Genomic DNA, 24884 nt, shown 5'->3' on the forward strand with positions numbered 1-24884 from the left:
CATGCGACCCGTGAGGCCTGGCCAGGAGCTGCCCCCGCGCGCGGAGACCCCGCGCGTCTTCGACCTGTCGCTGCCGGACCTGCCGCTGGAGGCCGGCGCCCGCGTGGCGCCCCACCTCGTGCGCGGCTGGTGGTGGGGGCCGCCAGAGGACCTCGCGTGGTTGCAGTCCCGCGCCCGCGTGCATTCCGAGGAGGCGACGCGCGCGGGCCGGCTGCGCGTGGTGCGGAGGTCCGCCTCCGAGCTGCGCGACGCCGCCACCGACGCGCGTCGCACCGGCCCCCGCCGCACGCCGGACGCGGTGCCCACCGTGCTGCTGGTGCACGCGCTCACGGGGGACATGAACGCCGGAGGCGAGGGCGGCTGGTGGGCGCCCGTCATCGGGCACGGGCGGCCGCTGGATCCGTCGCGCGTGCGGCTGCTGTGCTTCAACAACCTGGGCTCCTGCTACGGCACCTCCGGCCCCGCGGACGAGGGCTTCCCGCAGCGCACCGATGACACGCGCTTCGGCCCGGCGCCGGTGCTGCCCAAGGGCGACCTGCGCCTGGATGAGCGCAGCCTGCCCGCGACCCTCACGCCGTGGGACCAGGCGCGCTCCCTCCTCGCGGCGCTGGACGCGCTGGGCGTGGACGAGGTGGCGCTCGTCATCGGCGGTTCGCTGGGCGGCATGGTGGTGCTGTGCCTGGCGGCGCTCGCGCCGGAGCGCTTCCAGCGCATGGTGCCCATCGCGACGGCGGAGGCCGCGTCCGCGTGGGTGGTGGGCTGGAACCACGTGGCCCGGCAGGTCGTCCTGCTCGACCCCGAGTATCCCGAGTCCCCCAGGCGCGGCCTGGAGCTGGCGCGCCAGCTGGCGACGCTCACCTACCGCGCGGAGACCGGGCTGGAGGCGCTCCAGCCGAGGCCCCACGCCTGGTCATCGCGCGCGCTGTACCCGGTGGAGAGCTACCTGGAGCACCAGGGCGCGAAGCTGGAGGCTCGCTTCGACGCGCGGTCGTACCTCGCGCTCCTGGGCGCCATGGACCACCACGACCTCGCGCGCGTGCCCACGCCGAGCGGAGGGCCCGGCGTGGACCGCATCCGCGCGAGCACGCTCGCCATCGGCATCGACCGGGACGCGCTCTTCCCGCCCGAGCACATGAAGGCCCTCTCCCGGCGCCTGCGCGCGCAGGGGCTGCATGCCGAGTACGCGGCCCTGAGCAGCCTCCACGGCCACGACGGCTTCCTCATCGAATGGGACGCGCTCGCGCCCCTGCTGGTCCGCGCGCTCGCCCTGCCTCCGGGCGTGGGCCGCGACGCCCGCCTCTCCTCCCTCGCCGGCGTCCGCGCCCGGAAGACCTCATGACCGCCCCCGTGAGCATCACCCGCTACGCGCCGCTCCTTCTGGATACCGCCCAGGGACTCGCGTCCGTGGCCACGCACCTGTCGCGCCGCGACGCGGGCAGCACGCGCGCCGCCATCGTGTCGTCGCCGCCCTGGCTCGCCGCGGGGCTGGAGTCCGCGCTGTCCATCGCGTTGAAGGGGAACTCCACGCTGGCCCGGCAGGAGCTGGACGGCCTGCTCGCGCGGGGGCTGTTGATGCTGGAGGAGGCGGAGCGCCGGCTGGGCGCGCCCCCCGGCTCCGCGTCGGTGGAGGCGAACGGCGCGCGCACGCTGGCGTCGCTGCTGGAGCCCGCGCGCCGCGCGCTGGATGGCGCGAGCCTGGTGCGTGAACGGCGGCCCGCGCTGGAGGACGTGGTGCACGGCACCGGCGAGCGGCTGACCGCGGCGCTCCTCGCGAGGCTGTTGGGCGCGCGCGGCGTGCCGTCGCTGGAGGTGGACGCGGCGGACTGGACGGTGACGGAGGGTGAGCCCGGTCACGCCCGCGTGAGCCGCGCGCACACCCGCGCCCGGGTGGCGGCGCTGCGGCCTTCGTGGGAGGGACGGCTGACGTTGCACGCGGGGGGCCGGGGCACGTCGCTGGACGGGCGCTCCACGACGCTGGGCGTGGCGGGGGCGGACGAGTCCGCGGCGGTGCTGTCCGTGCTCCTGGGCACGCCGTTGACGCTGTGGACGGACGTGCCCGGGGTGATGACGGCGGATCCGTTGCACGTGGCGGACGCGCGGCCGGTGCCGCACCTGAGCTACACGGAGGCGCTGGAGCTGGTGTACCTGGGCCTGCCCACGCTGCACCCTCGCGCGCTGTCCGCGCTGCGCGACGCGGACATCCCGCTGCGCGTGCGCCACCTGCAACAGCCCGACGAGCCCGGGACGCTCATCGACGTGCGCGGCGCGGGCAACGGCAGCGTGCCCACGTGCGTGGTGTCCCTGGAGGACCTGGCGCTGCTGGGCCTGGAGGGCGGCACGGAGGAGGCGGCGCGGCCGGTGGGGCCTCGCGCGCTACAGGCGCTGGAGGCCGCGGGCATCGACGCGTGGATGGCGGCGCAGTCGTCACCGGGGCGCTCGGTGGCGGTGGTGCTGCGCCGGGCCCATGCGGAGCGGGCGGAGGAGGTGTTGCGGCGGGAGCTGGCTCCGGAGCTGGAGCGCGGCGCGTTGCAGCCGCCCCAGGTGCGCGCGCCGGTGACGCAGGTGGCGCTGGTGGCGGAGGCCATGGGCCAGGGCGCGAACGTGGCCGGACGGCTGTTCCAGCCGCTCGGGGCGCTGGGCGTCAACGTGCGCGCCATCGCGCAGACGGCGAGCGCGCGGTCCATCTCGTTCATCGTGGACGGGGCGGAGACGGCGCTGACGGTGCGCACGGTGCACGCGGCCTTCCACTTCGCGCACGAAGAGGTGAGCCTGCTGGTGCTGGGCCATGGCGTGGTGGGCAGCCAGCTGCTGGAGCAGCTGCGCACGCTCCAGGAGACGCTGGCGCAGGGACACGGCATCCAGCTCAACCTGGTGGGGCTCGCGGACAGCCGGCGGGTGCTCTTCTCCGCGGAGGGCATCCCGCTGAAGCAGTGGCGCGAGCGCATCCAGTCCGTTCCCGAGGGCGCGTCGCCGCCCGTGGTGCGCGCGCTGCTGGAGCCGCTGCGCCGGCTGCCGGTGCCGGTGCTGGTGGACTGCACGGCGGCGGAGGGCATGGAGGCGCTCTACCTGGAGGCGTTCCGCGGCGGCATCCACGTGGTGGCGGCGAACAAGAAGCCGCTGACGCAGCCGCTCGAGGTGTGGGAGCGGCTGCGGAGCACCGCGCACCTGAACCACCGCGCGTACCACTACGAGACGACGGTGGGCGCGGGGCTCCCGGTCATCCAGACGCTGAAGGACCTGGTGCGCACGGGGGACCGGGTGCACGGCGTGGAGGGTTCGTTCTCCGGGACGCTCGGCTACTTGAGCCAGCAGCTGATGGAGGGCGTGCCGCTGTCGAAGGCGGTGCGCACCGCGCGCGAGAAGGGCTTCACGGAGCCGCACCCTCGCGAGGACCTGGCAGGCACGGACGCCGCGCGCAAGGCGCTCATCCTCGCGCGGGAGCTGGGCCTGGAGCTGTCGCTGGAGGACGTGGAGGTGGAGCCCCTCGTCCCGCGCGAGCACCTGGAGGAGCCGGACGTGGAGCGCTTCCTCACGGGGCTGGAGAAGCTGGACCGGACGTTCACCGCGCGCGTCGAGGGGCTGCGCGCGGAGGGCAAGGTGCTGCGCTACCTGGCGCGCATCGACCCGGCGGCGAAGGACGGGCCCGTGCTGCGCGTGGGCCCGGTCGCCGTGGCGAAGGAGCACCCGGCGACGCGGCTGCGCGGCTCGGAGGCGTTCGTGGCCTTCTCCACGGAGCGCTACGCGGACTACCCGCTGCTGGTGCAGGGCGCGGGCGCGGGCGGGCCCGTCACGGCGGCCGGCGTGCTCGCGGACATCCTGAAGATTGCCCAGAACCTGCGGGGGCGGTGAGCCCGGGACTGGCGAGCGGCTCAGTAGCCGACGTAGCCGCTGCCGCCGTTCATCGCCTGGATGCCCGGCGTGTTGGACACGGAGCCGTAGCGGTCCACCGCGTAGCGCACCGCCGCGACGATGTTGTCCACCGGGTTGCGGATGTTGTCGTGGCCCGCGACCTTGTACGCGTCGAACGTCGGCTGGATGGTCTGCATCAGGCCGATGGACGGGTGGCCATCCTTCGCGTTCTGGTCCCAGTTGTTGATGGCGTTCGGGTCTCCGCTGGACTCGTGCTGGATGATCTTCGCGATGTCCTGCGGGTTCATCTTGTCCACCGGGACGCCGTTGGCCTTGAGGATCTCCATGGCCTGCTTGATCCAGTCGCCCACCTCGCCCTGCGGGACGTCGCCCGCGGAGCCGGCCGACTGGGCGGCCCCGGCCTGGGACGCGCCACCCGCGCTCGCCGGGTCACCCGCGCTCGGAGGAGCCCCCGTGCCCGGCGCACCGCCGCCGCAGGAAGCGCCGGACACGCCCGACGGGGCGCCGGTTCCGGACGCGCCGCCCGCGGCGGCCGCGGCGCCCCCCATCTGGGTCTGGAGCAGTTGGACGAGTTGCTGGAGCTGGTTCACCACGTCCTCGAGTCCCTCCGCGAACTGCTTCCACTGCGCGCCCTTCGCGGGGCCCGCGCTGAAGCCGTCCTGCTGGAACGGGGACACGCCATTCGAGCCCGGCTTCGGGCAGTGGCTGCCCTGCACGCGGGCACCGGACACAGCATCCGGCCGGGAAGCGAAGTCCTGGGAGGGAACGCGGAAGGAAGCGGAGCGGGCGGAAGCGGGCGCGATGGCCATGGGATTTCCTCAAGAGCTTGAGTACGTCTGACGAGGAACACCTACAGCACGAGCCATGCCAGCCCATGGACTGACACCCGCGTGAGGCCAAGTGTTTGATGTCCTTGCGGAAACGCGAGGCGCGGCGGGACGAACCGGAGCCCGTCCCTGGTGACGGAAGTCACCGCTCGGCAACAGCAGTCATCAGCCGCGATGCGCCCTATTTCGCGCGCCCGGAGCTCTTCCGGCGCCCAGCGCGCGAGGGCGTCGCGGCCTGCCTCCCGGCCCGAGGCTGCTTCGCGTCCGCGCCCTTCTTCGCCCCTGGAGCCTTCGAGGCGACCGCGGCCTTCTTCGAAGCCACAGCCTTCTTCGCCGGGGCGGCCTTCTTCGAGGCCACAGCCTTCTTCGACGGCGCGGCCCTCTTCGAAGCCACGACCTTCCTCTCCAACTCGGCCTTCTTCGGAGCGGCGGACTTCTTCTCCGACGCGGCCCTCTTCGAAGCCACGGCCTTCTTCTCCAACTCGGCCTTCTTCGGAGCAGCGGACTTCTTCTCCGACGCGACCTGCTTCGAACCGCCCGCCTCCTTCACGGTGCGGGGCTGCTTCGCGGCCACGGCCTGCTTCGTGCCCTTCGCGGGCCCATGCTCCTTCAGCGCGGCGGCGCCCTTCTCCGCGAGCCCCTGCTCCAACGCGGGAGGCTTCCGCGCTCCCTTCTTGCCCGCGGGCTCGCGCGTCGGAGGCCCTTCGCGGTTCACCTCCACCGTCCTGCCGGAGAACGCCTCCCAGCTCTCCAGCGCGCGCGTCCACCGCGCCAGCACCTCCTCACGCGCGCTCGCGTCCGGCAGCCCCTCCGCGTGCAGCGCCACGGTGACGCCATGCACCGACGGCAACACGCGCAGTTGCACGGTGCGCGCGCGGGGCCACTCGTCACGCTCCAGGCGCAGGCGGAGCTGCCGGGGCGGAACCTGACGCACCACCTGGATGCGCGTGCCATCCGCGAGCTCGACCCGAGCTCCTTCCGTCAGCTCCTGCGTGCAAGCGCCCACCCAGCGCACCAGCCCCGAGGGCTCGCCCCACGCGGCCCACGCCATCTCAGAGCCCACCGCGAACGACCGCCGTACACCCGCCTGATAGCCACCCGTCGCGACCCGACCCGTCGACATAGACACTCCTGTCCTTCCAATCTCGTTCTACAAACCTGAGAGGAACCGTGAGACATCTTCTGACCGGCCTGCTGTGCACGGGCCCCCTGCTGTGGGCCGCATGTTGTGGCGAAGCGGAAGACCTCGGTGCGCCCACCCTCGACACGACGGAGCAGGCCGCGTCCCCCTGTCGCGCGGGCCAGTACACCCGAGTCACCTACTTCAGCGACAGCACGAAGACCATCGAGGTGGGCCACCTCATCTGTAGCTGCACCGGCCCCCCTGACCTACGGCCAGACGACGACTTTCACGTCCGTCTCCCATGCGCTCTGCAAATAGCGCCAGCCGCGAACCGGAGCTGACGGCTCACCCCGTCGGGCGGTAGCCCGGCATGAGGAAGTTGTCGTGGTCCGCGTACGCCGGCGCGTCCGCCTCTCCGGTGAAGGCGCGCAGGGCGCAGTACTCCGGGTAGGACGCCTGGACGGTGATCTGATCCCCCACCTGGAGGACCACGTCGCCGTTCGGGTGCAGCGTCTCCTCGTCGCCCCGGATGAGCGACAGGGCCAGCCCGCCGAAGCGGTCTCGCACCTGGGAGATGTTCATCCCCGGCAGGCCCTCCCGCACCACGAACAGCGACACCACCATCAGGTGCTTGCCAATCCGGAAGGAGTGGACGAGCCGCGGGTCCAGCGCCGCCAGCGCCATGGCGGGCGCGGCCAGCGAGGAGCTGGACAGGGCCTCCGCCTTGAACGTGTCGCGCACCTTCGCGCCCAGGTCGTCGTCGAACAGGCGGATGACCACGCGGATGCCCGGGTTCAGCCGCCGCGCGTCCAGCGCGATGTTCAGGTTCGCCAGGTCGTCGTCCGTGGCGCACACGATGGCGGACGCCTTCTTCACGTGCGTGCGCGGCAGGCACAGCGGGCTGCGCGTATCGTCGATGAGCAGCGGCACGTTCTCGTCGCGCAGCGCGGAGACGAACGTCGCGTCCTCGCGCTTCTCCACGACGACCACGTCCTTGCCCATCTCCCGAAGCTGCGTCACCACGCGGTAGCCCACGCGCCCCGCGCCGCACACCACCACGTGGCCCTTCATCGTTTCGGACACCACGGAGACCCACTCCTTGTCGTTCTTGTGCCGCGCGAAGAAGAGGTACGCGAAGCGCACCACGCCATCCACCACCAGCGCGATGCTCACCGGCGGGATGAGGATGTTGAGGCTCTCCACCAGCCAGTCGCTCACGTAGGGCAGCGAGGGCTGGCCGAAGAGCAGGAAGTAGACGTGGTGCAGCGCCTCGCCGTAGGAGACGTGCTCGCCGCCCGCCCCCACGTAGCGCCAGTGGTAGACGGCCGGCCCCAGCCCGAAGATGGCCGCGGCCAAGAGCAGCGTGCTGCGGAACCTCCGCGACAGCGCGCGCAGGTACCGCAGGTCCATCAGCAGGCGCGCGGTGGGGCTCTTCATGCGCGCGGGAGTCTACGCCGCCGGGGTGAGGTCCGTGGAGGCCTCCGCCTTCCCACGGCGCTTCTCGATGAGCCACACCGCCAGCACGCCCAGCTCGTAGCAGAGCAGCATGGGGCCGGCCATGAGCGACAGGTTCACCACGTCCCCCGTGGGCGTCAGCACCGCCGCCGCGATGAGGCACACCACGAACGCGTGGCGCTGGTAGCGGAAGAGCCAGCGCGACTGCACCACCCCGACGATGCCCAGCAGCGCCATCACCAGCGGCAGCTCGAAGATGACGCCGAAGGCGAGGATGAGCAGCAGCACCAGCGACAGTTGCTCGTCCATGGTCAGCATGGGCCGCGTCCAGCGCGCGGCCTCCGCCTCCGCGTGGCCCTTGGCCAGCTCCTTCTGCAAGCGCCACAGGCCCGCCATCTCCTCCGCGCGCGTGGGCGCCACGCCCGCGAGCAGGCTGGCCGCCTGGTCCATGGCCGCCTCCGCCGCGACGTAGTCCTGCTTGCCGAAGGCCGTCACCGCCTCCACGCGCTTCTCCACCGCCTGGCGCAGCACCCCGCGCGCGGACACTCCCAGCCCGTCCGACGCCGCGTCCAGGAGGTCGCCCAGGCCCTTGAGCCGGGCCGTCAGCTCCACGCTCTTCGCGGAGGCCACCTCCGGGTCCCGCACCTGCCCCTCACCGGCGGCGGTGAGCGCGGCGCTGGTCTCCTTGGCCAGGTGGCCGGCGCGCTCCACTTCGCCAATGCGCAGGAAGCGCAGCGCGTCCTCCGCGCCCATGCGCGCCGTGTCCACGCGCTGCTCCAGGGCGATCGTCTCCTCCTCGTTGAGGAGGAACTTGAACATGTTGGGCAGCACCAGGAAGTAGCAGAACATCGCGCCCACGATGAACGCGACCGAGCCCAGCACCACGAAGGGCGACGCGTACTTGCGCTCCTCCGGGTAGAGCCCCGGCGACACGAAGCCCCAGATCTGCCAGAGGATGACGGGCGTGGTGAGGAAGATGCCGCAGTACACGCCCACCTTCATCAGCACGTTGATTTCTTCGATGCCGGATGTGTAGACGAGCGACCGCCCGTCCGGGGGCAGCGCGTCCAGCACCGGCCGCATCAGCACGCCGAAGATGGGCTTGGCGAACACCAGCGACACGGCGCCCAGCACGAGCACCGCGAGCGAGCACTTGATGAGCCGCGAGCGGAGCTCCGTCAGGTGCTCCGCCAGGCTCATGCGCAAATCCGACAGGTCAACCCCTTGGCGGTTCAGGGCTCAGCTCCGTTTCGGCGCGTTGCGCGCCACCGTGCCCGGGATGGGGGCGAGTTGCGGGATCCCGTTCTCGTCCTGCGCCGGCGCGCCGCCCGGCTCCGCCGCGGCCTGCTCGCCGGTGGCGGGAGCGTCCGCGGGGGGCTCGGAGGGCGCGGGCCCGCTCGCCGGCTCCGCCGTCGCGATGAGCGCGGGCGCGGGCTCCGCGAGCACGTTGGCCGGGGCGGCGTCCGGGAGGGTGGACGGGGCCAGCTCCGGGGGCGGGGACGGCACGCGCGTGCCCGGGCGCGTCGGCGCGGGCTCGCGGTTGAAGTCCTCGTCCATGGCGTAGAACTCGCGCTCCACCACGTTGCGCACGTCGTCCGTCTGCCGGCGGAACTCGCGCATGAACTTGCCGATGGCCCGCGCCAGCTCAGGCAACCGCTGGGGGCCGAGCACGATCAGCGCGGCCACCAGGATGAACACCATTTCGCCTGCGCCGATGTTGAACATGGGTGGTCCGTCTTCCCCTCAGGAGGGAACGTCCCGGCTTTATCGCGCCCACCGGCGGCCCGCGCAACCGTCAGCGACCGTCCAGCGTCCGTCCGGCCACGCGGCCAGGAGGCGGGCGGCCGGGCCTGGGGCACATTGCCCCATCAGCCGTGAGGCTGGGCCTCCGGTGACAGCGGCGCCGCCAGCCCCTGGGCCGGGGGCACCGCCAGGGCGCGGGCCCGCTCGCGCGAGCGCACCCGCCCCTCCACCACCCGCAACATGACGGGCACCCCCGCCGCCAGCCCGATGGACACCCAGGCGATGGTGTCCATGCCGCCCAGCGTCCCGTCCGGCAGGTCCACCAGCAGGCGCGACGACAGGAAGGCCCCCAGCGCGGAGGCCATGTGCTGGGTGGCGGACTGGAGCGACATGAAGCGGGCGCGCACCGGGTTGTCCGGCACGCGGGAGGTGAGCGTGTTGTACGCCACGTTGCGCACGCCCATGGCCAGCATGAAGACCATGAACAGCGCGGGGATGGGCAGCCACGCGGGGTACGCCACGAAGCCCACGTAGGTGGTGATGGCGGCCAGCGCCACCCCCACCGTGCCCACGCGGAAGGAGCCGAAGCGGTCCACCAGCGGCCCCGTGAGCCGCAGCGTGACGAAGCTCACGATGCCGCCCGCGAAGTAGAGGATCCACAAGCGGTCGCGCGGGTAGCCCAGGTTCTGCTGGAGGTACGCGGAGATGTTGGGGATGACGATGAAGCCGCTCATCATCACCAGCGCCGTCATCAGGTAGGACAGCTGCACGTCGGCGCGGGAGAGCAGGTCCCCCACGCCCGGGGCCCTGGCCGCGCCGCCGCCCGGCCTCAGGTGTCCGCGCACCGGCGGCAGGAACCACAGCGCGGCGCCCACCACCATCAGGCCCAGCGCCGACACCACGAAGAAGGGCAGCCGCCAGCCGCCCAGCTCCGCCACCTTCAGCGCCAGGGGCACGCCCACCACGGAGGCCACGGAGAAGGCCGCCATCACCGCGCCCAGCGCCCGGCCGCGGCGCTCCACCGGGATGAGGTCCGCGATGATGGACAGGGACAGCGCCGTCGCCGGCCCGCCGAAGATGCCCGCGCACACCCGCGCGAGCAGCAGCGTGGACAGCCCCAGCGCCAGCCCCCCCGCCGCCGTGGCCGCGACGAGCCCCAGCATGCACACGGCCAGCGCCTTGCGCCGGTCGAACCGGTCCAGGAAGTAGCCGCCCAGGAGCCCCGCCACGCTCGCGGCGGCGGTGTAGCTGCCGCCAATGGTCCCGATGTGCGAGGACTCGATGCCCAGCCCCTTCGCGAAGTCCGGGCCCAGCGGCATCACCATCACGAAGTCGAGGATGTTGACGAACTGCACCGCGCCGATGAGCAGCACCACGGCGCGCTCGGACACGGGACGGGGGGAGGCGGGCTCGGACGACTCGGGCATGGAGGCCTTCGGGGGGAACGGCTGAGGCTTCAGACGCGGAAGCGGCGCACCTCCGCCCGGAGGATCTCCGCCTGGCGCGTGAGGTTGTCGATGGCCTCTTCCAGCTGGCGCACCGAGCGCGTCTGGTGCTCGGACACGCCCTTGATGGTCTCCACGGCCTTGAGCACCTGCTCGCTGCCCTTGGTCTGCTCCTTCTGGGCGCGGTTCAGGTGGGTGACCATCTCGTTGATGCTCTCGATGGAGCGGGTGATCTGCTTGCTGCCGTGCGCCTGCTCCTGGCTGGAGCGCTGCACGTGCTGGGTGAGCGTCTTCATCCGCTCCGCGCTCTTCATGATCTGCTCGCCGCCCCGGGCCTGCTCGTTGGAGGCCTGGGAGATCATCGACACGGTGGCGGAGATGCGGTGGATGGCGGCCGTCACCTGCTTGCTGCCGCGCGCCTGCTCCACGGTGGCGCGGGCGATGGCCTTCACCATCTGCGTGGACTTCTGGGTGCTGTCGTTGATCTTCCGGAGGGCGCCCTCCGCCTCGCGGCCCAGTTGCACGCCCTCCTCCACGCTCTTGACGCCCTGGTTCATCACCACCACGGCGTTGCGGCTCTCCTCCTGCACGCCGCGGATGAGCTCGGCGATCTCTTTGGTGGACGCGCCGGTGCGCTCGGCCAGGTCCTTGATCTCCTCGGCCACCACGGCGAAGCCCTTGCCGTGCTCGCCCGCCTGGGCGGCGATGATGGCGGCGTTGAGGGCCAGCAGGTTCGTCTGCTCCGCCACGTCGTCGATGACGTTGAGGATGTTGCCAATCTCGCTGATGCGCCGGCCCAGGCTGTCGATGACGCCCGCGGCGGTGCGGCTGGTCTCCTTGATGCGGTCGATGCCGGAGAGCGTCTTGCGCAGGGCCTCCACGCCCGTCTGGGCGTCCTCGAAGACCTGCTCGGACAGGCGGGCCGTCTCGTTGGCGTTGGCGTCGACCTGGCCGATGGCGGCGTCCATCTGGCTGATGGCGGAGGAGGTGTCCTCCGTGGACGCGGAGAGGTCCTCGATGTTCTTGGCCACCTCCTTGATGGAGTACGTCATCTGCTCGATGGCGCTGGTGGTCTCCTCCACGCTGGCGGCCATGGCCTGGACGTTCTCCGCCACCTCGTCGTTGGTGGCGGCCATCTCCATGATGGAGGAGCTGCTCTCCTCCGCGCTCTGGTAGAGGACCTCCACGTTCTCCGCGATGCCGCGCAGGGAGGCCATCATCTGCACCATGGAGGAGGACGTCTCCTCCACGCGGGCCTGCACGGTGCCCGCGCCGGAGGACACGGTGGTGCCGGTGCGGTGGATCTGCTCGATGACGCCGGCCACCACGTCGGACACGCCGCGCACGCGGCCCAGCGTGTCTCGCCAGGACTGGCCCATGCGGTTCAGGGCCTCCGCCAGCTGGCCCAGCTCGTCCTTGTTGTTGCGCACCTCCACGCGGCCGGTGAGGTCCGCCTCCGCCAGCTTGCGCGCCATGGACATCATCGCGTCCAGCGGGTGGAGGATGAACGCGCGAGAGATGAGGAACGCCACCAGGAGGAAGAGGATCAGGCCCACGAGGAAGGCCAGCAGCACCGTCTGGCGCAGCGCCTGGAGCACGCCCTCCAGCCGGGCCGCGTCCACCACCACCACGACCTCGCCGGGCACGTTGCCCGCGAGCGACACCGGCTCGGAGACCGCCCAGCCGTGGTCCTCGAACGTCATCGCCTCCAGGGGCGGGAGGGGCCGCTGCTGGAGGCGCTGCTCCAGGCCCTGGCGGAACCAGGCGGGCGGGGGCGCGGGGTAGGTGGCGCGGGGCACGCCCTGGGCGTCCAGCACCGCCACGACGCTGAAGTCGTCGTCATGCAGGTAGAGCCCGTCCAGGCTGGGGACCGGCTGGGTGTCCGCCTGCTGCTCGACCAGGGCCCGCACCTCCTGGGCCTTGCCGTGGGCGTGCAGGGCCATGCGCTCCCTCAGGTGGTTGGCCACCTGGTGGGGAACGACGAAGTAGAGCGTCCCCAGGATGACGGCCAGCGCGAGGCCGAACGAACCCAGGAGGATGCCCCGGAGACCGGGTTTCTGGAGGCGACGTGGCAAGGCCCGCCCACTGTAGGGAGGGTGGCCCGTCCAGGGCAAGGAACGGACTTCCCCGCCTGCCGGGGCCGGACGCTGGGTTCCCGAGGTCAGGATGCGTAAGGTCCAGGGGATGACCGCGACGCTGCTGCTCACCGACCCGCTGTTCCTCCAGCACGACGCTGGCGAGGGCCACCCCGAGTCGCCCGCCCGGCTGCGGCGCATCCTCCAGGTGCTGGCGCGAAACCCGGTCGCGGGCACGGTGATGACCCAGCCGCGCTCGGCCACGGACGCGGAGCTCCTGGCGGTGCACACCCCGGCGCACCTGGACGCGATGGAGAGGCTGGGGGGCCGCTTCGAGCGCATCGACGAGGACACGGCGGTGTCACCGGACAGCCTCGACGCGGCACGGCTGGCGGCGGGGGCGGCGGTGCAGGCGGTGGAGAAGGTGATGGCGGGGCAGGCGAGGAACGCGTTCGCGCTGGTGCGTCCGCCCGGCCACCACGCGGAGCCGGGCCAGGCGATGGGCTTCTGCCTCTACAACAACGTCGCCATCGCGGCGGAGGCCGGCCGGCGGCTGGGGGCCGAGCGCGTGCTGGTGCTGGACTGGGACGTGCACCACGGCAACGGCACGCAGGCGGCGTTCTGGGGGCGCAGGGACGTGCTCTACCAGTCCGTGCACCAGTTCCCCTACTACCCGGGCAGCGGCGCGGCGCCGGAGGTGGGACTCGGAGAGGGCCAGGGCTTCACGGTGAACTGCGGCCTGCCCGGCGGCAACACGGACGCGGACTACGGGATGATCTTCGAGGAGCTCCTGCTCCCGGTAGCGCAGGCGTACCGGCCGGACCTGATGCTGGTGTCCGCGGGGTTCGACCCGCACCGCGCGGATCCGATTGGCGGCATGGACGTCACCGAGCGCGGCTTCGCGGCGATGTGCACGGCCGTGCGCAAGCTGGCGGAGGAGGTCTCCGGCGGGAAGCTGGTGCTGGTGCTGGAGGGCGGCTATTCGCTGGAGGGGCTGTCGAACTCCGTGCACGCGTGCATCGAGGTGCTGGCGGGGCGCGATGACAGCTTCGGGCCCGGCACCGTCAACGCGGACGCGCGGGCCGCGCTGGCCACGAGCCGCGAGGCGCTCAAGCCGTACTGGGCCAGCGTGCGCTGAAGGTGGCTCAGTAGAGCCCGAACGGCGTCAGCGGGACGCCAGCCAGCTCCACCAGGAACGCGCCCAGGTCATGGATGGCACCTGCGGGCCCCGCTGGGTCCGGGCTGAGGATGCTCACCATCCGATAGCGCCCTTCCCGCCCTCCCTCGAACAGCCACGTCGCTCCGTCCAAGTACGAGAGGCCGCGAGACGCGAAGAAGCGGTCCATGGACCAGAAGCGGGCCGCCGCCAGATGCTGTTGCACCGCCCTCCATTGGGTGGGCGTGAGCAGGATGCGCCGGTCGACGACCAACGTCCCCTCTTCCATCCCGGACACCTTCACATGCAGGGAGTGGACAGGCCCCAGGTGTTCGACGCGGACGACGAGGGCCCCACGGGAAGAGGGGATCCACGTGAACCGGTAGACCTCGGCGCCGGGTGCCAGGGGCAGCAGCGGGCCCTCTCTCAAGGCCCGCAACAAGCCGGAGCACGAGCAGTGCATGAACTGCTGGTCGCTCGCATCATGGAGCTCCACCTCCAGCCCAGGCATCAGTGACAGGGCAAAAGCCCCTCGGGGAAAGACATCGGGCAGGAGCGCCGGCCACGTCTCACGGCAGGGTCCGTTGGACGGGAATCCCTCCTCGATGAACCCCAGGGGCGGCCCCACTGGCGGCCTCAGCGGGGCGCAGGCCCCAAGCAGCAGCAGGCCCACAATGATGGCGGATGATCTCATGCCCCCTCCTGGCCCGCTGCACACCGCGGCCCTGCGAGGTGCAGCCTACTTCATTGTCATACGGGGACCACGGACTGCCCACTGTCGAGGTCCGCGCGGGACAGCAGCCTCTCCAACGTGGCTTCGAGGATGTCCTCTGGCGCTCCGACAGGCTCACTCCACCGCGCGGCCACCATGCCGTCCGGTGGTCGCACGAGACAAGCCCTCGCGTCCCCGGTCTCGGCGCAACGGGTGGTCCGCGCCGCGAATCGTGACGTGCGTCGCGCTTCGCGGCATGAGCGAAGCAGCGCACCGGCCCCTCTGCTTCCAGCGCCGGGCCTTCGCGGGGAGCCACGTCGGCCGGGGCCCCAAGCACGCCAACCAGTCCGCCGAGCGGCTGCGAGGGAGCAAGGCCACGTCCGTGCTGGAGACCGCGCTCGCATGCGGCTTCGGAGCCCCGGGCCGCTTCGCCCGGGCCTTCCGCGCACACTTCGGCTGCCCCCCGCGGGTGTCGCGCGCGCCCCGCAGGGTGACGCGGGCGGGCTCACCCGCCGGACTGACGGCCCTCGATGGCGCACAGGAGCACCGCGGCGGCGATGCCCAGGCGCCGGTCCAGCAGACGGCGGGTGTCCATGGAGAAGTCCAGGTCGATCTTCTGGATGAACGGGTTGAAGTGCTGCTTGAAGCTGAAGACCTGCTCGCTGCCCAGCGTGCCGGTGAAGGTCTGCGGGATGAGGTTGGTGAGGAAGCGCCGCACGAGCGCCAGCAGCATGCTGTCCTCCTCCACCTTCCCCACCTCCTGCCCGTCCACGTCCAGGATGAGCCAGGTGTCGCGCAGGATGGAGCTCAGGGCCTTGCGGCGCAGCGCGCCCACCCGCTCGCCCGACACCGCGTCGGTGACGTCGTAGGTGGCGCCGAAGTCCAGGATGTTGCGGGCCTGGATGGTGATCAGCTCCTCCTGCATGTCCTCGCCGCTGTAGATGCGCAGGTCCTCCTTCAGCTTGAAGGCCTTCATCTTCGAGTAGAAGGCGACGTTGCCCGCCTCGTCGTAGATGTGGAACGCGCCGCCGAACAGCTTGAAGAACTTGCGGCGGATCATGAAGCGGGTCTGGCCGAAGCGCCCGGAGGCCAGCTCACTCCGGGGACGGGTCTGGAGGGCAGTGGACATGCCTTCACTCCCTAGCGCGAAGTGGCGCGCGCTGCCAGGGGGGCTACTTGATGCCCTGCTTCGCCTTCATCTCCGCCGCGGCCTTCTGAGCAGTGGCGTGGATGTTGTCGAACTGCGCGCGGTAGACGTCCGAGTGGCTCTTGCCCGTCGCCGGATTCGGCTTGTTCTGGGTCTTCCAGTAGCTGTCGAAGCTGGGGTCCCTGCCCTCCAGCCGCTTGCCGAACCGGTCCATCTCCTGGGGCCAGCCCTGGTTCTGGATGCCGTCCTTCATCACCTCATGGTGGCGCTTGATGCCGTCGTACTCGATGCGCTCCATGCTCTTGGCGAAGTTCTCCTTCCGGGCGTTGAAGTCGCCGCCCACGACCTGCTTGCCCAGCGCGCCGCTGAGCTCGTTCCTGAAGGCATCGCTCGTGACCTTGTCGAACTTCTTCTGCTGGGCCACGTTCGTCAGCTCGAACGCCATGACGCCGGCGCGCTTGGGCCCCGTGACGTCCGGCCGCAGGCCGATCTGGTTGTCCTTCTTGTAGAACATGCCGCCATGGACCTGGTCCTTGGTGACGACGTTGATGGCCTTGCCATCGGACGCCTGCGAGGCGTCGTTCGCCAGCGCCGCGTACTTCGGGTTCTTCAGCATCTCCTCGTGCGCCAGCTTGTCGTAGGCGGCATGCATCGAGGGGTCCGTGGGCAGGAACTGCGCTGGCTGCTGCGGCCCGGCGCCAGGCGCCTGGAGCCGCTGCTTCTTCGCCGGCGGCCCCTCCACCACCGGCTTGCGGATGGGCGAGGTCAGCTCGTCATGCTTGCGCTTCGTCGGAAGGGACGGGCCGGGGCCGGCCTTGGAGATGCCACGGGGCATGGATGCGCTCCTGGGAGGGAGGCCCAGGGTAGCGCGAAAGCATCCCACCCGGACACGCCGCGTCACGCACGGCGCGTCTGGACGTCCGCCACCCATCAGTCGCAGCGGGAGCTGTCGGTCCAAGCGTGGGGGCGGAGCCCTCAGAACGCCAGGTTGAGCTGGAGCGTCACCAGGTTGGACGAGCCCGGGTCTCGGGCCAGCCTCACCATTCCCTGGAGCGCGGGGTCCGGCGCGTCCTGGTGCGCGAACTGGTAGCGCAGCTTGAAGGCCAGGAACGGCGCATCCACGAACCACGCGAGCTGTGCCTCCGCGACGTAGAGGGTGTCGTCGTCCAGCTCGGTGCTCGCGTCCAGCCAGGACAGCCGCACGCCCGCGTCCAGCACCTTCTTGTAGAAGACGTAGTCCGCCTGCGCCCACGCGCCCACGCTGGTGTAGTTCGGGCCGGCGGGTTTCTCCGGCCGGGTGCGTTGGAGCCAGCCCTCCGCGTAGAAGGTGAAGCGCTGGGCCTGGAGCATGAAGTCCACGCCGCCGGTGACGAACTTGCGCAGGCCTTCATCGGTGACGTCGAACCCGCCCGTCTCCACGTTGAAGTTCTCGTCGCGCCGCTCCGCCTTGCCGCCCGCGCCCTGCACCGTGAAGGACACGCGGAGCGGCGCGCCCTGTTCGTCGGACATGATGAACGGCAGCTCGCCGTAGCCCATGGGGCCCAGGGGGCTCACCGTGAGCCGCGCGTTGGACACCCACCGGCCGGGGTCGGAGGTGACGGAGCGCAGGGGCGAACCGCCGTAGATGCCCGCGTAGTACTCCAGCGTGTCCGTGGTCCCCAGGAACGTCACGCCCTTGTCGCGGCCGGTCCAGAAGTAGTTCGCCACCGGCGCGAACTCCGGGAAGAGGATCTGCTGCGGCCCCAGCGACTCGTGCCGGCTGATGGGCGTGTAGTACTGCCCCACGCGCACGCCCAGCGCCTTCCAGGGTTGCAGGTCCACGTAGGAGTCCAGCAGGTACGGCGACCCCGGCGACGCCAGCTCCAGCGACGTCCAGTAGGAGATCCACGGCCGGAACACGTTGCCGTAGAGCCGCGGACGCAGGAACGGGAACGCCGTGCGGGACTTCGCGTCGCCGTCCTCCCACACGGGCTCCAGCTTGTAGGCGCTCTGCAGGCCCACGCCCAGCTTGTAGCGGCCGTCGTCCGACGCGATGGCGAAGCCCTTGTCCCCGCGCGGCGTCTCCACCTTCGGCGGCTTGCCGTCCCCCTCCTGCGTCGGCGCCGCGGCGCCCGCGGCGCAGGCCACGAGTGTGCCCAGGAGGCCCGCCGCCCATCTCCACCGTTCGCGCATGCACCTTCCCCAGTCCCGGCCGAACAGGGACCCGGGGCATGGTGGGAAGCGAGGGCCCGCGCGGCATCACCGTCCACGGTGCCGTGCGCCTGTCGCGCGCCGGACACTCCCCGCCAGGCGGAACGTGCGGACGCGCCGCTGGCCGCTCCCCCCTGGAGGACGACGCCCGCGCCGCGCGCACGCGCCATCTCAGCCAGGGAAGGACACCCTCCACCGCCAAGGAGCGCGCATGCCGCTGCATGGAAAGGACGAAGTCCGCGACCGCATCGACGATGACGTCTACGCGTCACCCGACCTGTCGGTCCCGATGCCCAAGTTCCGCATCCCGGACGACGAGCACAGCGCGGACCACGCCTACGCGGTGGTGCACGACGAGCTGCTCCTGGACGGCAACTCGCGGCAGAACCTGGCCACCTTCTGCCAGACCTGGTCCGAGCCCCAGGTGCACCGGCTGATGGACGAGTGCCTGGACAAGAACATGATCGACAAGGACGAGTACCCGCAGACCGCGGAGATCGAAACGCGCTGCGTGAACATGCTCGCCGACCTCTGGCACGCGCCCGACGCGAACGACACGGTGGGCACCTCCACCACCGGCTCCAGCGAGGCCGCGATGCTGGGCGGCCTGGCCCTCAAGTGGCGCTGGCGCAAGCGCCGCGAGGCCGAGGGCAAGCCCACGGACAAGCCCAACCTCATCTGCGGCCCGGTGCAGATCTGCTGGCACAAGTTCGCGCGCTACTTCGACGTGGAGCTGCGGCAGGTGCCGCTCGCGCCCGGCCGGATGACGCTGACGCCGCAGGAGGTGCTCAAGTATTGCGACGAGAACACCATCGGCGTGGTGCCCACGCTAGGCATCACCTTCAACCTCGTCTACGAGCCGGTGAAGGAGATCGCGGACGCGCTGGACGACCTCCAGCGGCGCACGGGCCTGGACATCCCCATCCACGTGGACGCGGCCAGCGGCGGCTTCATCGCGCCGTTCATCCACAAGGACGTGGTGTGGGACTTCCGCATCGAGCGGGTGAAGTCCATCAACGCCTCCGGCCACAAGTTCGGCCTGACGCCGCTGGGCTGCGGCTGGGCGGTGTGGCGTGACCGCAGCGACCTGCCGGACGAGCTGGTGTTCCGCGTGGACTACCTGGGCGGGGACATGCCCACGTTCGCGCTGAACTTCTCGCGGCCGGGCGGGCAGATCGTCATCCAGTACTACAACTTCCTGCGGCTGGGGAAGGAGGGCTACCGCCGCATCCAGCAGGCGTGCTCGGACACGGCGAACTTCATGGCGAAGGCCATCGAGCAGATCGGCCTCTTCGACATCCTCTACGACGGCCGGGGCGGCGTGCCCGGCGTGTGCTGGAAGATGAAGGACGGCGTGAGCCCCGGCTTCACGCTCTATGACCTGGCGGACCGGATGCGCGAGCGCGGCTGGCAGGTGCCCGCCTACCCCATGCCCGCGAACCTCCAGGACCTCGTCGTGCAGCGCGTGCTGGTGCGCCACGGCGTCAGCCGGGACCTGGCCACGCTGCTGGTGCACGACCTGGTGGCCTGCATCGAGCACTTCCGCCGCCACCCGGTGGGCACCCCCATGTCGAAGGAAGAGGCGTCCGGCTACCACCACTGAAGGCCCTCGGCGGAAAGGGAGCGTCCCGATGCGAGTCATCACCCGCCACACCGCGCTCGTCGTGGGGGCCGTGGCCGTGGGGCTGGCGGTCGCCGCCTTCGCCCAGGGCGCGCCCGCGCCGAGCGCTCCGCCCGTGCCGCACGGCCTCTTCGGGAAGCTGCTGGGGGCGCTGGGCCACCAGCCCTTCATCCTGCTGTTCCTGGTCGTCGCGGGGGGCTACGCGCTGGGGAAGGTGCAGGTGAAGGGCGTGGGCCTGGGCTCCACTGCGGCCACGCTGCTGTTGGGGTTGGCGGTGAGCCTCTGGGCCTACCAGGCGTTCCGCATCCCCTATTCCATCCCGGAGTTCACCAGCACGGTGTTCTTCAACCTCTTCATCTTCGCCATCGGCATGAAGGTGGGGCCGCAGTTCATTGGCGGCATCCAGCGCGAGGGGCGGCACCTGCTGGTGCTGGCGTTGCTGGTGCCGCTGCTGTCGTCGCTGCTGGTGTACCTGTCGCGGTTCGTCTTCCACCTCCAGCCGGGGCTGCTGGCGGGCATCCTGTCCGGCGCGAACACCGCCACGCCGGGCTTCGGCGCGGCGCAGTCGGCGCTGGCCAGCGGCGCGGTGAAGCTCCCCTCGGGCGCGACGCTGGAGGAGGCCCGCGCGAACATGACCACGTCCTACGCGCTGCTCTACTCCGTCAGCATGGTGCTCTTCACCGTGATGGCGAAGGTGCTGCCGAGGCTGTTCGGCCGCGACGCGGTGGCGGACGCGAAGGCGATGGAGAAGGTCCTGGAGGGGGAGCAGCAGGCGGCGCTGCCCGGCACCGCCGAGTCCTTCCTGCGCGCCAACACGGCCCTGCACGTGCGCGTCTTCCGCGTGGAGAACCCGGAGGTGGACGGGCGGACGCTGGGGCAGCTGGAGCCCCTGGCGCCGCGCGCGGGCATCGAGCGGGTGCTGCACGCGGGCCGGACCTACCTGCCCGAGGACGGGCTGGTGCTGCACCGGGGGGACGAGGTCGCCGTGGCGGGGCCGGTGGGGCTGCTGCTGGAGGGGCCCGTGCGCATCGGGCCGGAGGTGAACTCGTCGCTGGGGGACGTGCGCGTGGAGACGGTGGAGCTCGTCGCGCACAAGGCGGACCTGGTGGGGCGCACGCTCGGAGACCTGGCCCGGGAGGAGGGCCATGGCCTCTACCTCAACGCGCTGTTCCGGGGCGGTGACGAGCTGCCGGTGGACCCGAGCGCGGTCATCCGCCGGGGCGACGTGCTGCGCGTGACGGGCAGCCGCAGGCGGCTGGCGGCGCTGGAGAAGCGCGTGGGGCGCGTGGTGCGGCCCAGCCTGGTGACGGACATCATCACGCTGGCGCTGGGCGTGTCCCTGGGCGCGCTCCTGGGGGCCATCACCGTGCCGGTGGGCGGGGTGAAGTTCAGCCTGGGCTCGGCGGTGGGGCTGCTCATCGTGAGCATCGGCCTGAGCATCCTGCGCACCCACAACCCGGCCCTCGGCGGCCCCTTCCCGGAGGCCGCGCGCGAGCTGCTGGAGGACCTGGGGTTGAACGTCTTCATCGCCATCCTGGGCCTCAACGCGGGGGCGGGCGTGGCGAGCGCCATCGCGGGGGGCGCGTTGACGCCCATCCTGGTGGTGGGCCTCATCGCGGCGATGGTGCCGCCCATCCTCGCGTGGGCCGTGGGCCAGTACGTGATGAAGATGAACACCGCGGTGCTGATGGGCGCCATCGCGGGCGCGCGGTGCAACAGCGCGGGCATGCGCGCGTCCCAGGAGGCCACGCACAGCATCATCCCGGCCATCGGCTATCCGGTGACGTTCGCGGTGTCGAACCTGCTGCTCACGCTCATCTGCTACCTCTTCGCCTTGATGGGTTGAGGGGGTAGCCCGGCGCCTCCTCCGCGACCTCTTCCGAGGTCTCCTGCCGCCTGGGTGCCCCTGCCGGGAGGAACTGCCTGTGTGGCTTGGGTGACGAGGACGCCCGGGTGCGGGAGTCGCCGCGGCACCTGGCGCATCCAGCGAGCGAGGACGACTCGCGGGGACCAACGCATTGAGCGGCGTGGTTGGTACTGTGCGAGGGCTTCCTCCCTCGAAAGAACGTGGCCATGCAGCGTCGAGCCGCCCTCGTGCTTCTGCTTCTTCTCTCCGCTTGTGCCGGATCGACGCAGGCGCCGAGCACATCGGGCCGGGCCCAACGCATCTCCAACCTCCAGCGGGCCGCGAAGCTGCCCTGGAAGGATGCGGGGCGGTGCATCGTCCGGGAGGCGTCCGAGCCCTGGGCCGAGGTGGTGGAGCGCTGCTTTCCGGCGCTGGATGCCGACCGGGTCCGGTTCCATGACACCTCGGGGCGGTGCACGGTGGCATCCGCCGACGCGGCGGCGCTCGGGCTGGGAGTCTGTGTCCTGGCGGCGCCTGAAGTCGCCGTAGGCGCGGTGATTGTCGTCGGTGTGGTGGTGGTCGGCATCGCCATCAAGGAGGCGTTGGATGCGTATGAGTTCCGCCAGCTCTCTCCAGAAGAGGTGACGTCGACGGTCGGGACGAGGACAGCGCCTCGGGAGGCGATGGCGAAACGAAAGCCCCAGCCGGAACCTTCAGGCCAGGACTTGTTCCCACCACCTCCCGCCAAGCATCGCGAGCGCCGCGCCCGCTGCGAGCCCGTTCCCGTGCCACATCGGGGTGGAGATGACGACCACAACAGGTGCGCGGATCGCTTCCCGCCGAACCGGTATCCCGGCATGGATGTGCTTGTCGATGGTAAGCACTTCGACGCGCTACAGGTCGGCGTCCTCGTGCTGTGGGAGATCAAGACCGACCAGTTCGACACCTACAGCGACTTCCTCCGAGACCAGGTCGCTGAAGACCAAGTAGAGGAGATACAAGAGGAATGGAAGATCGCGACCGACTGTGGGTATGGCTTCAAGATCGGAGTCAGCACCGAAGCACACAAGCAGGCACTGCATGAGCGTGACGATTCTCTTCCCATCGTCGTCACAGGGTGCAAACGATGACTTCACGTTCTCGCCTCGTCTTCACGGTCTACGCCCCACCGCTGGTGCCAAACGACACCCGCCCTCTTGGAGTTGCCCGTGAAATGGAGCAGGCGCTCTCCGGCATGCGTCTGGAGTGGGAGATTTCCAAGGCCGGACAGCCCGTAGCTCTTGCACGCCGTGATGCATGGCTTGAGGAGGCAGCGTCACGGAGGAGGTTCCCACTGCTCTGCAATGGTGATGAGCGCTACGCCATCACGGTGGGTGGATTGGAATTCCCAGCGAACCAATCTCCGGGCCACCAGGCACTTCTCAGCATCCAGGCGAAGCTGCCACTCGACGCACGCGTCATCGATTGCGCGGCAGCGATGCTCGAAGGCATCGCGGAGAGCGCTCGTGCGTACTGGGGACATGCCTCGGAATATGGCTTCGGCTCGGAAATCGCGGACCAACTGCGTCGCGACCCGGATGCGCCGAAGCGCTCCCCCCGGGGGCTCCCCATGCTGGAGATGCCATGGAACATTCGCTCGCCAGCAATTCCCAGACACCTCGGATGGCTGAACTACTGGTCGGCCGCCGCCGCACGGACCATCGGGTTCCCGGATCCGGTGCGTGACGCGGAGTTGCTGTCGCGCTCGCGGCGCACTCCATCTGGCGGATGGGTGGTGCAACTCACCGAGGCACCACTCGACTACGACGACCCCGAGCACATCGAAGCGCTCCGGCGGGCCTACGAGCGCTTCCCCGTGATTGGGGGACGCGCATCCCCGTGAGCCCGGGTCCGGCTCTTGAGTGCCCGGCTGTCCCCTCCTCCGGGACCATGCCCCATGCCCTCCCTGTACACATCTCGTGGACAGGAGGTCGTGCATGGCAAGCAAGGCGAAGCCCTCGGGCAACGGTCATGGCAAGCAGGCGAAGCAGCAGCCCAACATCCTGGTCATCTGGGGAGATGACATCGGCTTCTGGAACATCAGCGCCTACAACCAGGGGATGATGGGCTACCGCACGCCCAACATCGACCGCATCGCGAAGGAAGGCGCGATGATGACGGACTGCTACGGCCAGCAGAGCTGTACCGCGGGCCGCGCGGCGTTCATCACCGGCATGAACCCGCTTCGCACGGGGCTCACCACCATCGGCATGCCCGGGGCGAAGTACGGCCTGCAGGACTCCGACCCCACCATCGCGGAGATGCTCAAGCCGCTGGGCTACACCTGTGGCCAGTTCGGCAAGAACCACCTGGGCGACTCCAACCCCTACCTGCCCACGAACCACGGCTTCGACGAGTTCTTCGGCAACCTCTACCACCTGAACGCGGAGAACGAGCCGGAGTGCCCGGACTATCCGAAGGACCCGTCCTTCAAGGAGCGCTTCGGGCCTCGCGGCGTGCTGCACTCCTGGGCCACCGCGCGCAACGACCCCACCGAGGACGCCCGCTGGGGCGTGGTGGGCAAGCAGCGCATCGAGGACACCGGCCCGCTCACCAAGAAGCGCATGGAGACGGTGGACGGCGAGTTCCTGGCGGGCGCGCTGGACTTCATGGAGCGCGCGGTGAAGGAGGGCAAGCCGTTCTTCCTCTGGCACAACACCACGCGCACGCACGTCCGGACGTTCCTCCAGGAGAAGTACCGCAACGCCACGGGCTACGGCCTCTACGCGGACGCGATGCGGGAGCTGGACGACATCGTCGGCGCGCTGCTGGCGAAGCTGGATGAGCTGGGCATCGCGGACAACACGGTGGTGGTGTTCTCCACCGACAACGGCGTGGAGAAGATGGGCTGGCCGGACGGCGGCAACAGCCCGTTCCGCGGGGAGAAGGGCTCCACGTGGGAGGGCGGCGTGCGCGTGCCGTGCGTGGTGCGCTGGCCGGGCGTGGTGGAGCCGGGGCGCGTCATCAATGACATCTTCGCGCATGAGGACTGGATGCCCACGCTGGTGGCGGCGGCGGGTGGCCCCGACGACCTGGTGGAGAAGTGCAAGCGCGGCCACAAGGTGGGCCACAAGACCTTCCGGGTCCACCTGGACGGCTATGACCAACGGGGGCTCCTGGCGGGCACGGAGGAGGGCCGTCGGCACGAGTTCATCTACGTGCTCGACAGCGGCGACCTGGCGGCGGTCCGCTACAACGACTGGAAGATCATCTTCAGCTACCAGGACGGCGAAGGCCCGGACATGTGGTTCAGCGGCAAGCGCTTCAACCCGGCGTGGCCGTACCTCATCAACCTGCGCTCAGACCCGTTCGAATATGGGCCGAACTCCGGCCTCTACACGTCGTGGTACGGCGAGCGGATGTTCACGTTCGTCCCGGCGCAGATGCTGGTGCGGCAGTTCGCGGAGAGCCTCATCGAGTTCCTGCCCAGCCAGGCTCCGGGCAGCCTGAGCATCGGGCCGCTGAAGGAGCGCGTGAAGCAGAAGGTGATGGAGGCGCGCAAGCAGAAGCAGGAGCCCAGCGTCAGCGACCAGGTCATGTCCCTGGCCAACGAGGTGGAGCAGTTCATCCACCGCTTCCAGCAGTCACATCAGTAGCCCGCTCCTACCGCCACCACCGGACGGATCATCCACGGT

At 70.7% G+C, this 24884-nt stretch carries 19 protein-coding genes; 8 read left to right on the top strand and 11 right to left on the bottom strand.

Features of this window, described 5'->3' with window-relative positions:
• The first annotated feature begins 1 nt into the window (after window position 1).
• A complete protein-coding gene (locus tag U8525_RS06565; protein ID WP_374262556.1) occupies window positions 2-1339 on the top strand; it encodes an alpha/beta fold hydrolase in 1338 nt (445 codons plus the stop codon).
• Entirely contained in the window at window positions 1336-3849 is a 2514-nt protein-coding gene (locus tag U8525_RS06570; RefSeq protein WP_374262559.1) for a bifunctional aspartate kinase/homoserine dehydrogenase I, read from the top strand. The genes U8525_RS06565 and U8525_RS06570 overlap by 4 nt, the downstream gene beginning before the upstream one ends.
• 20 nt (window positions 3850-3869) lie before the next feature.
• On the opposite strand, the gene U8525_RS06575 is transcribed toward U8525_RS06570, so the two are convergent.
• The 7 genes from U8525_RS06575 to U8525_RS06605 form a co-directional block, all read right to left on the bottom strand.
• A complete protein-coding gene (locus U8525_RS06575; protein WP_374262562.1) occupies window positions 3870-4679 on the bottom strand; it encodes a transglycosylase SLT domain-containing protein in 810 nt (269 codons plus the stop codon).
• Between the two features lie 199 nt (window positions 4680-4878).
• On the bottom strand, window positions 4879-5820 hold the full coding sequence (locus U8525_RS06580; RefSeq protein ID WP_374262565.1) for an SRPBCC domain-containing protein: 942 nt from the start codon (window positions 5818-5820) through the stop codon (window positions 4879-4881).
• A 345-nt stretch (window positions 5821-6165) separates the two neighbouring features.
• On the bottom strand, window positions 6166-7257 hold the full coding sequence (locus tag U8525_RS06585; RefSeq protein WP_374262568.1) for a TrkA family potassium uptake protein: 1092 nt from the start codon (window positions 7255-7257) through the stop codon (window positions 6166-6168).
• A gap of 12 nt (window positions 7258-7269) precedes the next feature.
• Window positions 7270-8475, bottom strand: coding sequence for a twin-arginine translocase subunit TatC (locus U8525_RS06590; protein ID WP_374262570.1), 1206 nt, complete (start codon window positions 8473-8475; stop codon window positions 7270-7272).
• A 39-nt stretch (window positions 8476-8514) separates the two neighbouring features.
• Entirely contained in the window at window positions 8515-9000 is a 486-nt protein-coding gene (gene tatB, locus U8525_RS06595) for a Sec-independent protein translocase protein TatB (RefSeq protein ID WP_374262573.1), read from the bottom strand.
• 143 nt (window positions 9001-9143) lie between these two features.
• Complete coding sequence (locus tag U8525_RS06600) at window positions 9144-10445, bottom strand: MFS transporter (protein ID WP_374262576.1); 1302 nt, start codon at window positions 10443-10445, stop codon at window positions 9144-9146.
• A gap of 29 nt (window positions 10446-10474) precedes the next feature.
• Window positions 10475-12538, bottom strand: a complete 2064-nt coding sequence (locus tag U8525_RS06605) for a methyl-accepting chemotaxis protein (RefSeq protein WP_374262579.1) — start codon at window positions 12536-12538, stop codon at window positions 10475-10477.
• A gap of 91 nt (window positions 12539-12629) precedes the next feature.
• On the opposite strand from U8525_RS06605, the gene U8525_RS06610 reads away from it, so the two are divergent.
• Window positions 12630-13676, top strand: coding sequence for a histone deacetylase (locus U8525_RS06610; protein WP_374262582.1), 1047 nt, complete (start codon window positions 12630-12632; stop codon window positions 13674-13676).
• A gap of 7 nt (window positions 13677-13683) precedes the next feature.
• Here U8525_RS06610 and U8525_RS06615 read toward each other — a convergent pair whose 3' ends face one another.
• From U8525_RS06615 to U8525_RS06630, 4 genes are all read right to left on the bottom strand, one after another.
• The gene (locus U8525_RS06615; RefSeq protein ID WP_374262585.1) at window positions 13684-14205 is read right to left on the bottom strand and encodes a hypothetical protein; all 522 of its coding nucleotides are present in this window, start codon (window positions 14203-14205) and stop codon (window positions 13684-13686) included.
• A 706-nt stretch (window positions 14206-14911) separates the two neighbouring features.
• Entirely contained in the window at window positions 14912-15535 is a 624-nt protein-coding gene (locus U8525_RS06620; RefSeq protein WP_374262588.1) for a hypothetical protein, read from the bottom strand.
• Window positions 15536-15578: 43 nt separating this feature from the next.
• Window positions 15579-16388: a hypothetical protein gene (locus U8525_RS06625; RefSeq protein WP_374262591.1), complete on the bottom strand. Its 810-nt coding sequence runs from the start codon at window positions 16386-16388 to the stop codon at window positions 15579-15581.
• A 140-nt stretch (window positions 16389-16528) separates the two neighbouring features.
• Window positions 16529-17725 (bottom strand): porin, encoded by a 1197-nt coding sequence (locus tag U8525_RS06630; RefSeq protein WP_374262594.1) that lies wholly within the window; start codon window positions 17723-17725, stop codon window positions 16529-16531.
• A 229-nt stretch (window positions 17726-17954) separates the two neighbouring features.
• On the opposite strand from U8525_RS06630, the gene U8525_RS06635 reads away from it, so the two are divergent.
• From U8525_RS06635 to U8525_RS06655, 5 genes are all read left to right on the top strand, one after another.
• Window positions 17955-19346, top strand: a complete 1392-nt coding sequence (locus tag U8525_RS06635; RefSeq protein ID WP_374262597.1) for a glutamate decarboxylase — start codon at window positions 17955-17957, stop codon at window positions 19344-19346.
• A 28-nt stretch (window positions 19347-19374) separates the two neighbouring features.
• On the top strand, window positions 19375-21210 hold the full coding sequence (locus U8525_RS06640; protein WP_374262600.1) for an aspartate:alanine exchanger family transporter: 1836 nt from the start codon (window positions 19375-19377) through the stop codon (window positions 21208-21210).
• Window positions 21211-21437: 227 nt separating this feature from the next.
• Window positions 21438-22340, top strand: a complete 903-nt coding sequence (locus tag U8525_RS06645) for a DUF6310 domain-containing protein (protein ID WP_374262603.1) — start codon at window positions 21438-21440, stop codon at window positions 22338-22340.
• Window positions 22337-23092 (top strand): DUF5953 family protein, encoded by a 756-nt coding sequence (locus tag U8525_RS06650; RefSeq protein ID WP_374262605.1) that lies wholly within the window; start codon window positions 22337-22339, stop codon window positions 23090-23092. Before U8525_RS06645 ends, U8525_RS06650 begins: the two co-directional genes overlap by 4 nt.
• A gap of 94 nt (window positions 23093-23186) precedes the next feature.
• Window positions 23187-24845, top strand: coding sequence for an arylsulfatase (locus tag U8525_RS06655; RefSeq protein ID WP_374262608.1), 1659 nt, complete (start codon window positions 23187-23189; stop codon window positions 24843-24845).
• Window positions 24846-24884 lie beyond the last annotated feature (39 nt).

It is taken from the genome of Corallococcus sp. RDP092CA, from assembly GCF_041903675.1.
In the GTDB taxonomy this organism is placed as follows: Bacteria; Myxococcota; Myxococcia; order Myxococcales; family Myxococcaceae; genus Corallococcus.

Bases quoted from the DNA above. Each gene is read 5' to 3' on its own strand.
- U8525_RS06635 (WP_374262597.1), top strand. From the start codon at position 17,955: ATGCCGCTGCATGGAAAGGACGAAGTCCGCGACCGCATCGACGATGAC.
- U8525_RS06655 (WP_374262608.1), top strand. From the start codon at position 23,187: ATGGCAAGCAAGGCGAAGCCCTCGGGCAACGGTCATGGCAAGCAGGCG.
- U8525_RS06585 (WP_374262568.1), bottom strand. From the start codon at position 7,257: ATGAAGAGCCCCACCGCGCGCCTGCTGATGGACCTGCGGTACCTGCGC.
- U8525_RS06640 (WP_374262600.1), top strand. From the start codon at position 19,375: ATGCGAGTCATCACCCGCCACACCGCGCTCGTCGTGGGGGCCGTGGCC.
- U8525_RS06650 (WP_374262605.1), top strand. From the start codon at position 22,337: ATGACTTCACGTTCTCGCCTCGTCTTCACGGTCTACGCCCCACCGCTG.
- U8525_RS06575 (WP_374262562.1), bottom strand. From the start codon at position 4,679: ATGGCCATCGCGCCCGCTTCCGCCCGCTCCGCTTCCTTCCGCGTTCCC.
- U8525_RS06600 (WP_374262576.1), bottom strand. From the start codon at position 10,445: ATGCCCGAGTCGTCCGAGCCCGCCTCCCCCCGTCCCGTGTCCGAGCGC.
- U8525_RS06565 (WP_374262556.1), top strand. From the start codon at position 2: ATGCGACCCGTGAGGCCTGGCCAGGAGCTGCCCCCGCGCGCGGAGACC.
- U8525_RS06645 (WP_374262603.1), top strand. From the start codon at position 21,438: ATGCAGCGTCGAGCCGCCCTCGTGCTTCTGCTTCTTCTCTCCGCTTGT.
- U8525_RS06580 (WP_374262565.1), bottom strand. From the start codon at position 5,820: ATGTCGACGGGTCGGGTCGCGACGGGTGGCTATCAGGCGGGTGTACGG.
- U8525_RS06620 (WP_374262588.1), bottom strand. From the start codon at position 15,535: ATGTCCACTGCCCTCCAGACCCGTCCCCGGAGTGAGCTGGCCTCCGGG.
- U8525_RS06630 (WP_374262594.1), bottom strand. From the start codon at position 17,725: ATGCGCGAACGGTGGAGATGGGCGGCGGGCCTCCTGGGCACACTCGTG.
- U8525_RS06610 (WP_374262582.1), top strand. From the start codon at position 12,630: ATGCGTAAGGTCCAGGGGATGACCGCGACGCTGCTGCTCACCGACCCG.
- U8525_RS06570 (WP_374262559.1), top strand. From the start codon at position 1,336: ATGACCGCCCCCGTGAGCATCACCCGCTACGCGCCGCTCCTTCTGGAT.
- U8525_RS06615 (WP_374262585.1), bottom strand. From the start codon at position 14,205: ATGCCTGGGCTGGAGGTGGAGCTCCATGATGCGAGCGACCAGCAGTTC.
- U8525_RS06590 (WP_374262570.1), bottom strand. From the start codon at position 8,475: ATGAGCCTGGCGGAGCACCTGACGGAGCTCCGCTCGCGGCTCATCAAG.
- tatB (WP_374262573.1), bottom strand. From the start codon at position 9,000: ATGTTCAACATCGGCGCAGGCGAAATGGTGTTCATCCTGGTGGCCGCG.
- U8525_RS06625 (WP_374262591.1), bottom strand. From the start codon at position 16,388: ATGCCCCGTGGCATCTCCAAGGCCGGCCCCGGCCCGTCCCTTCCGACG.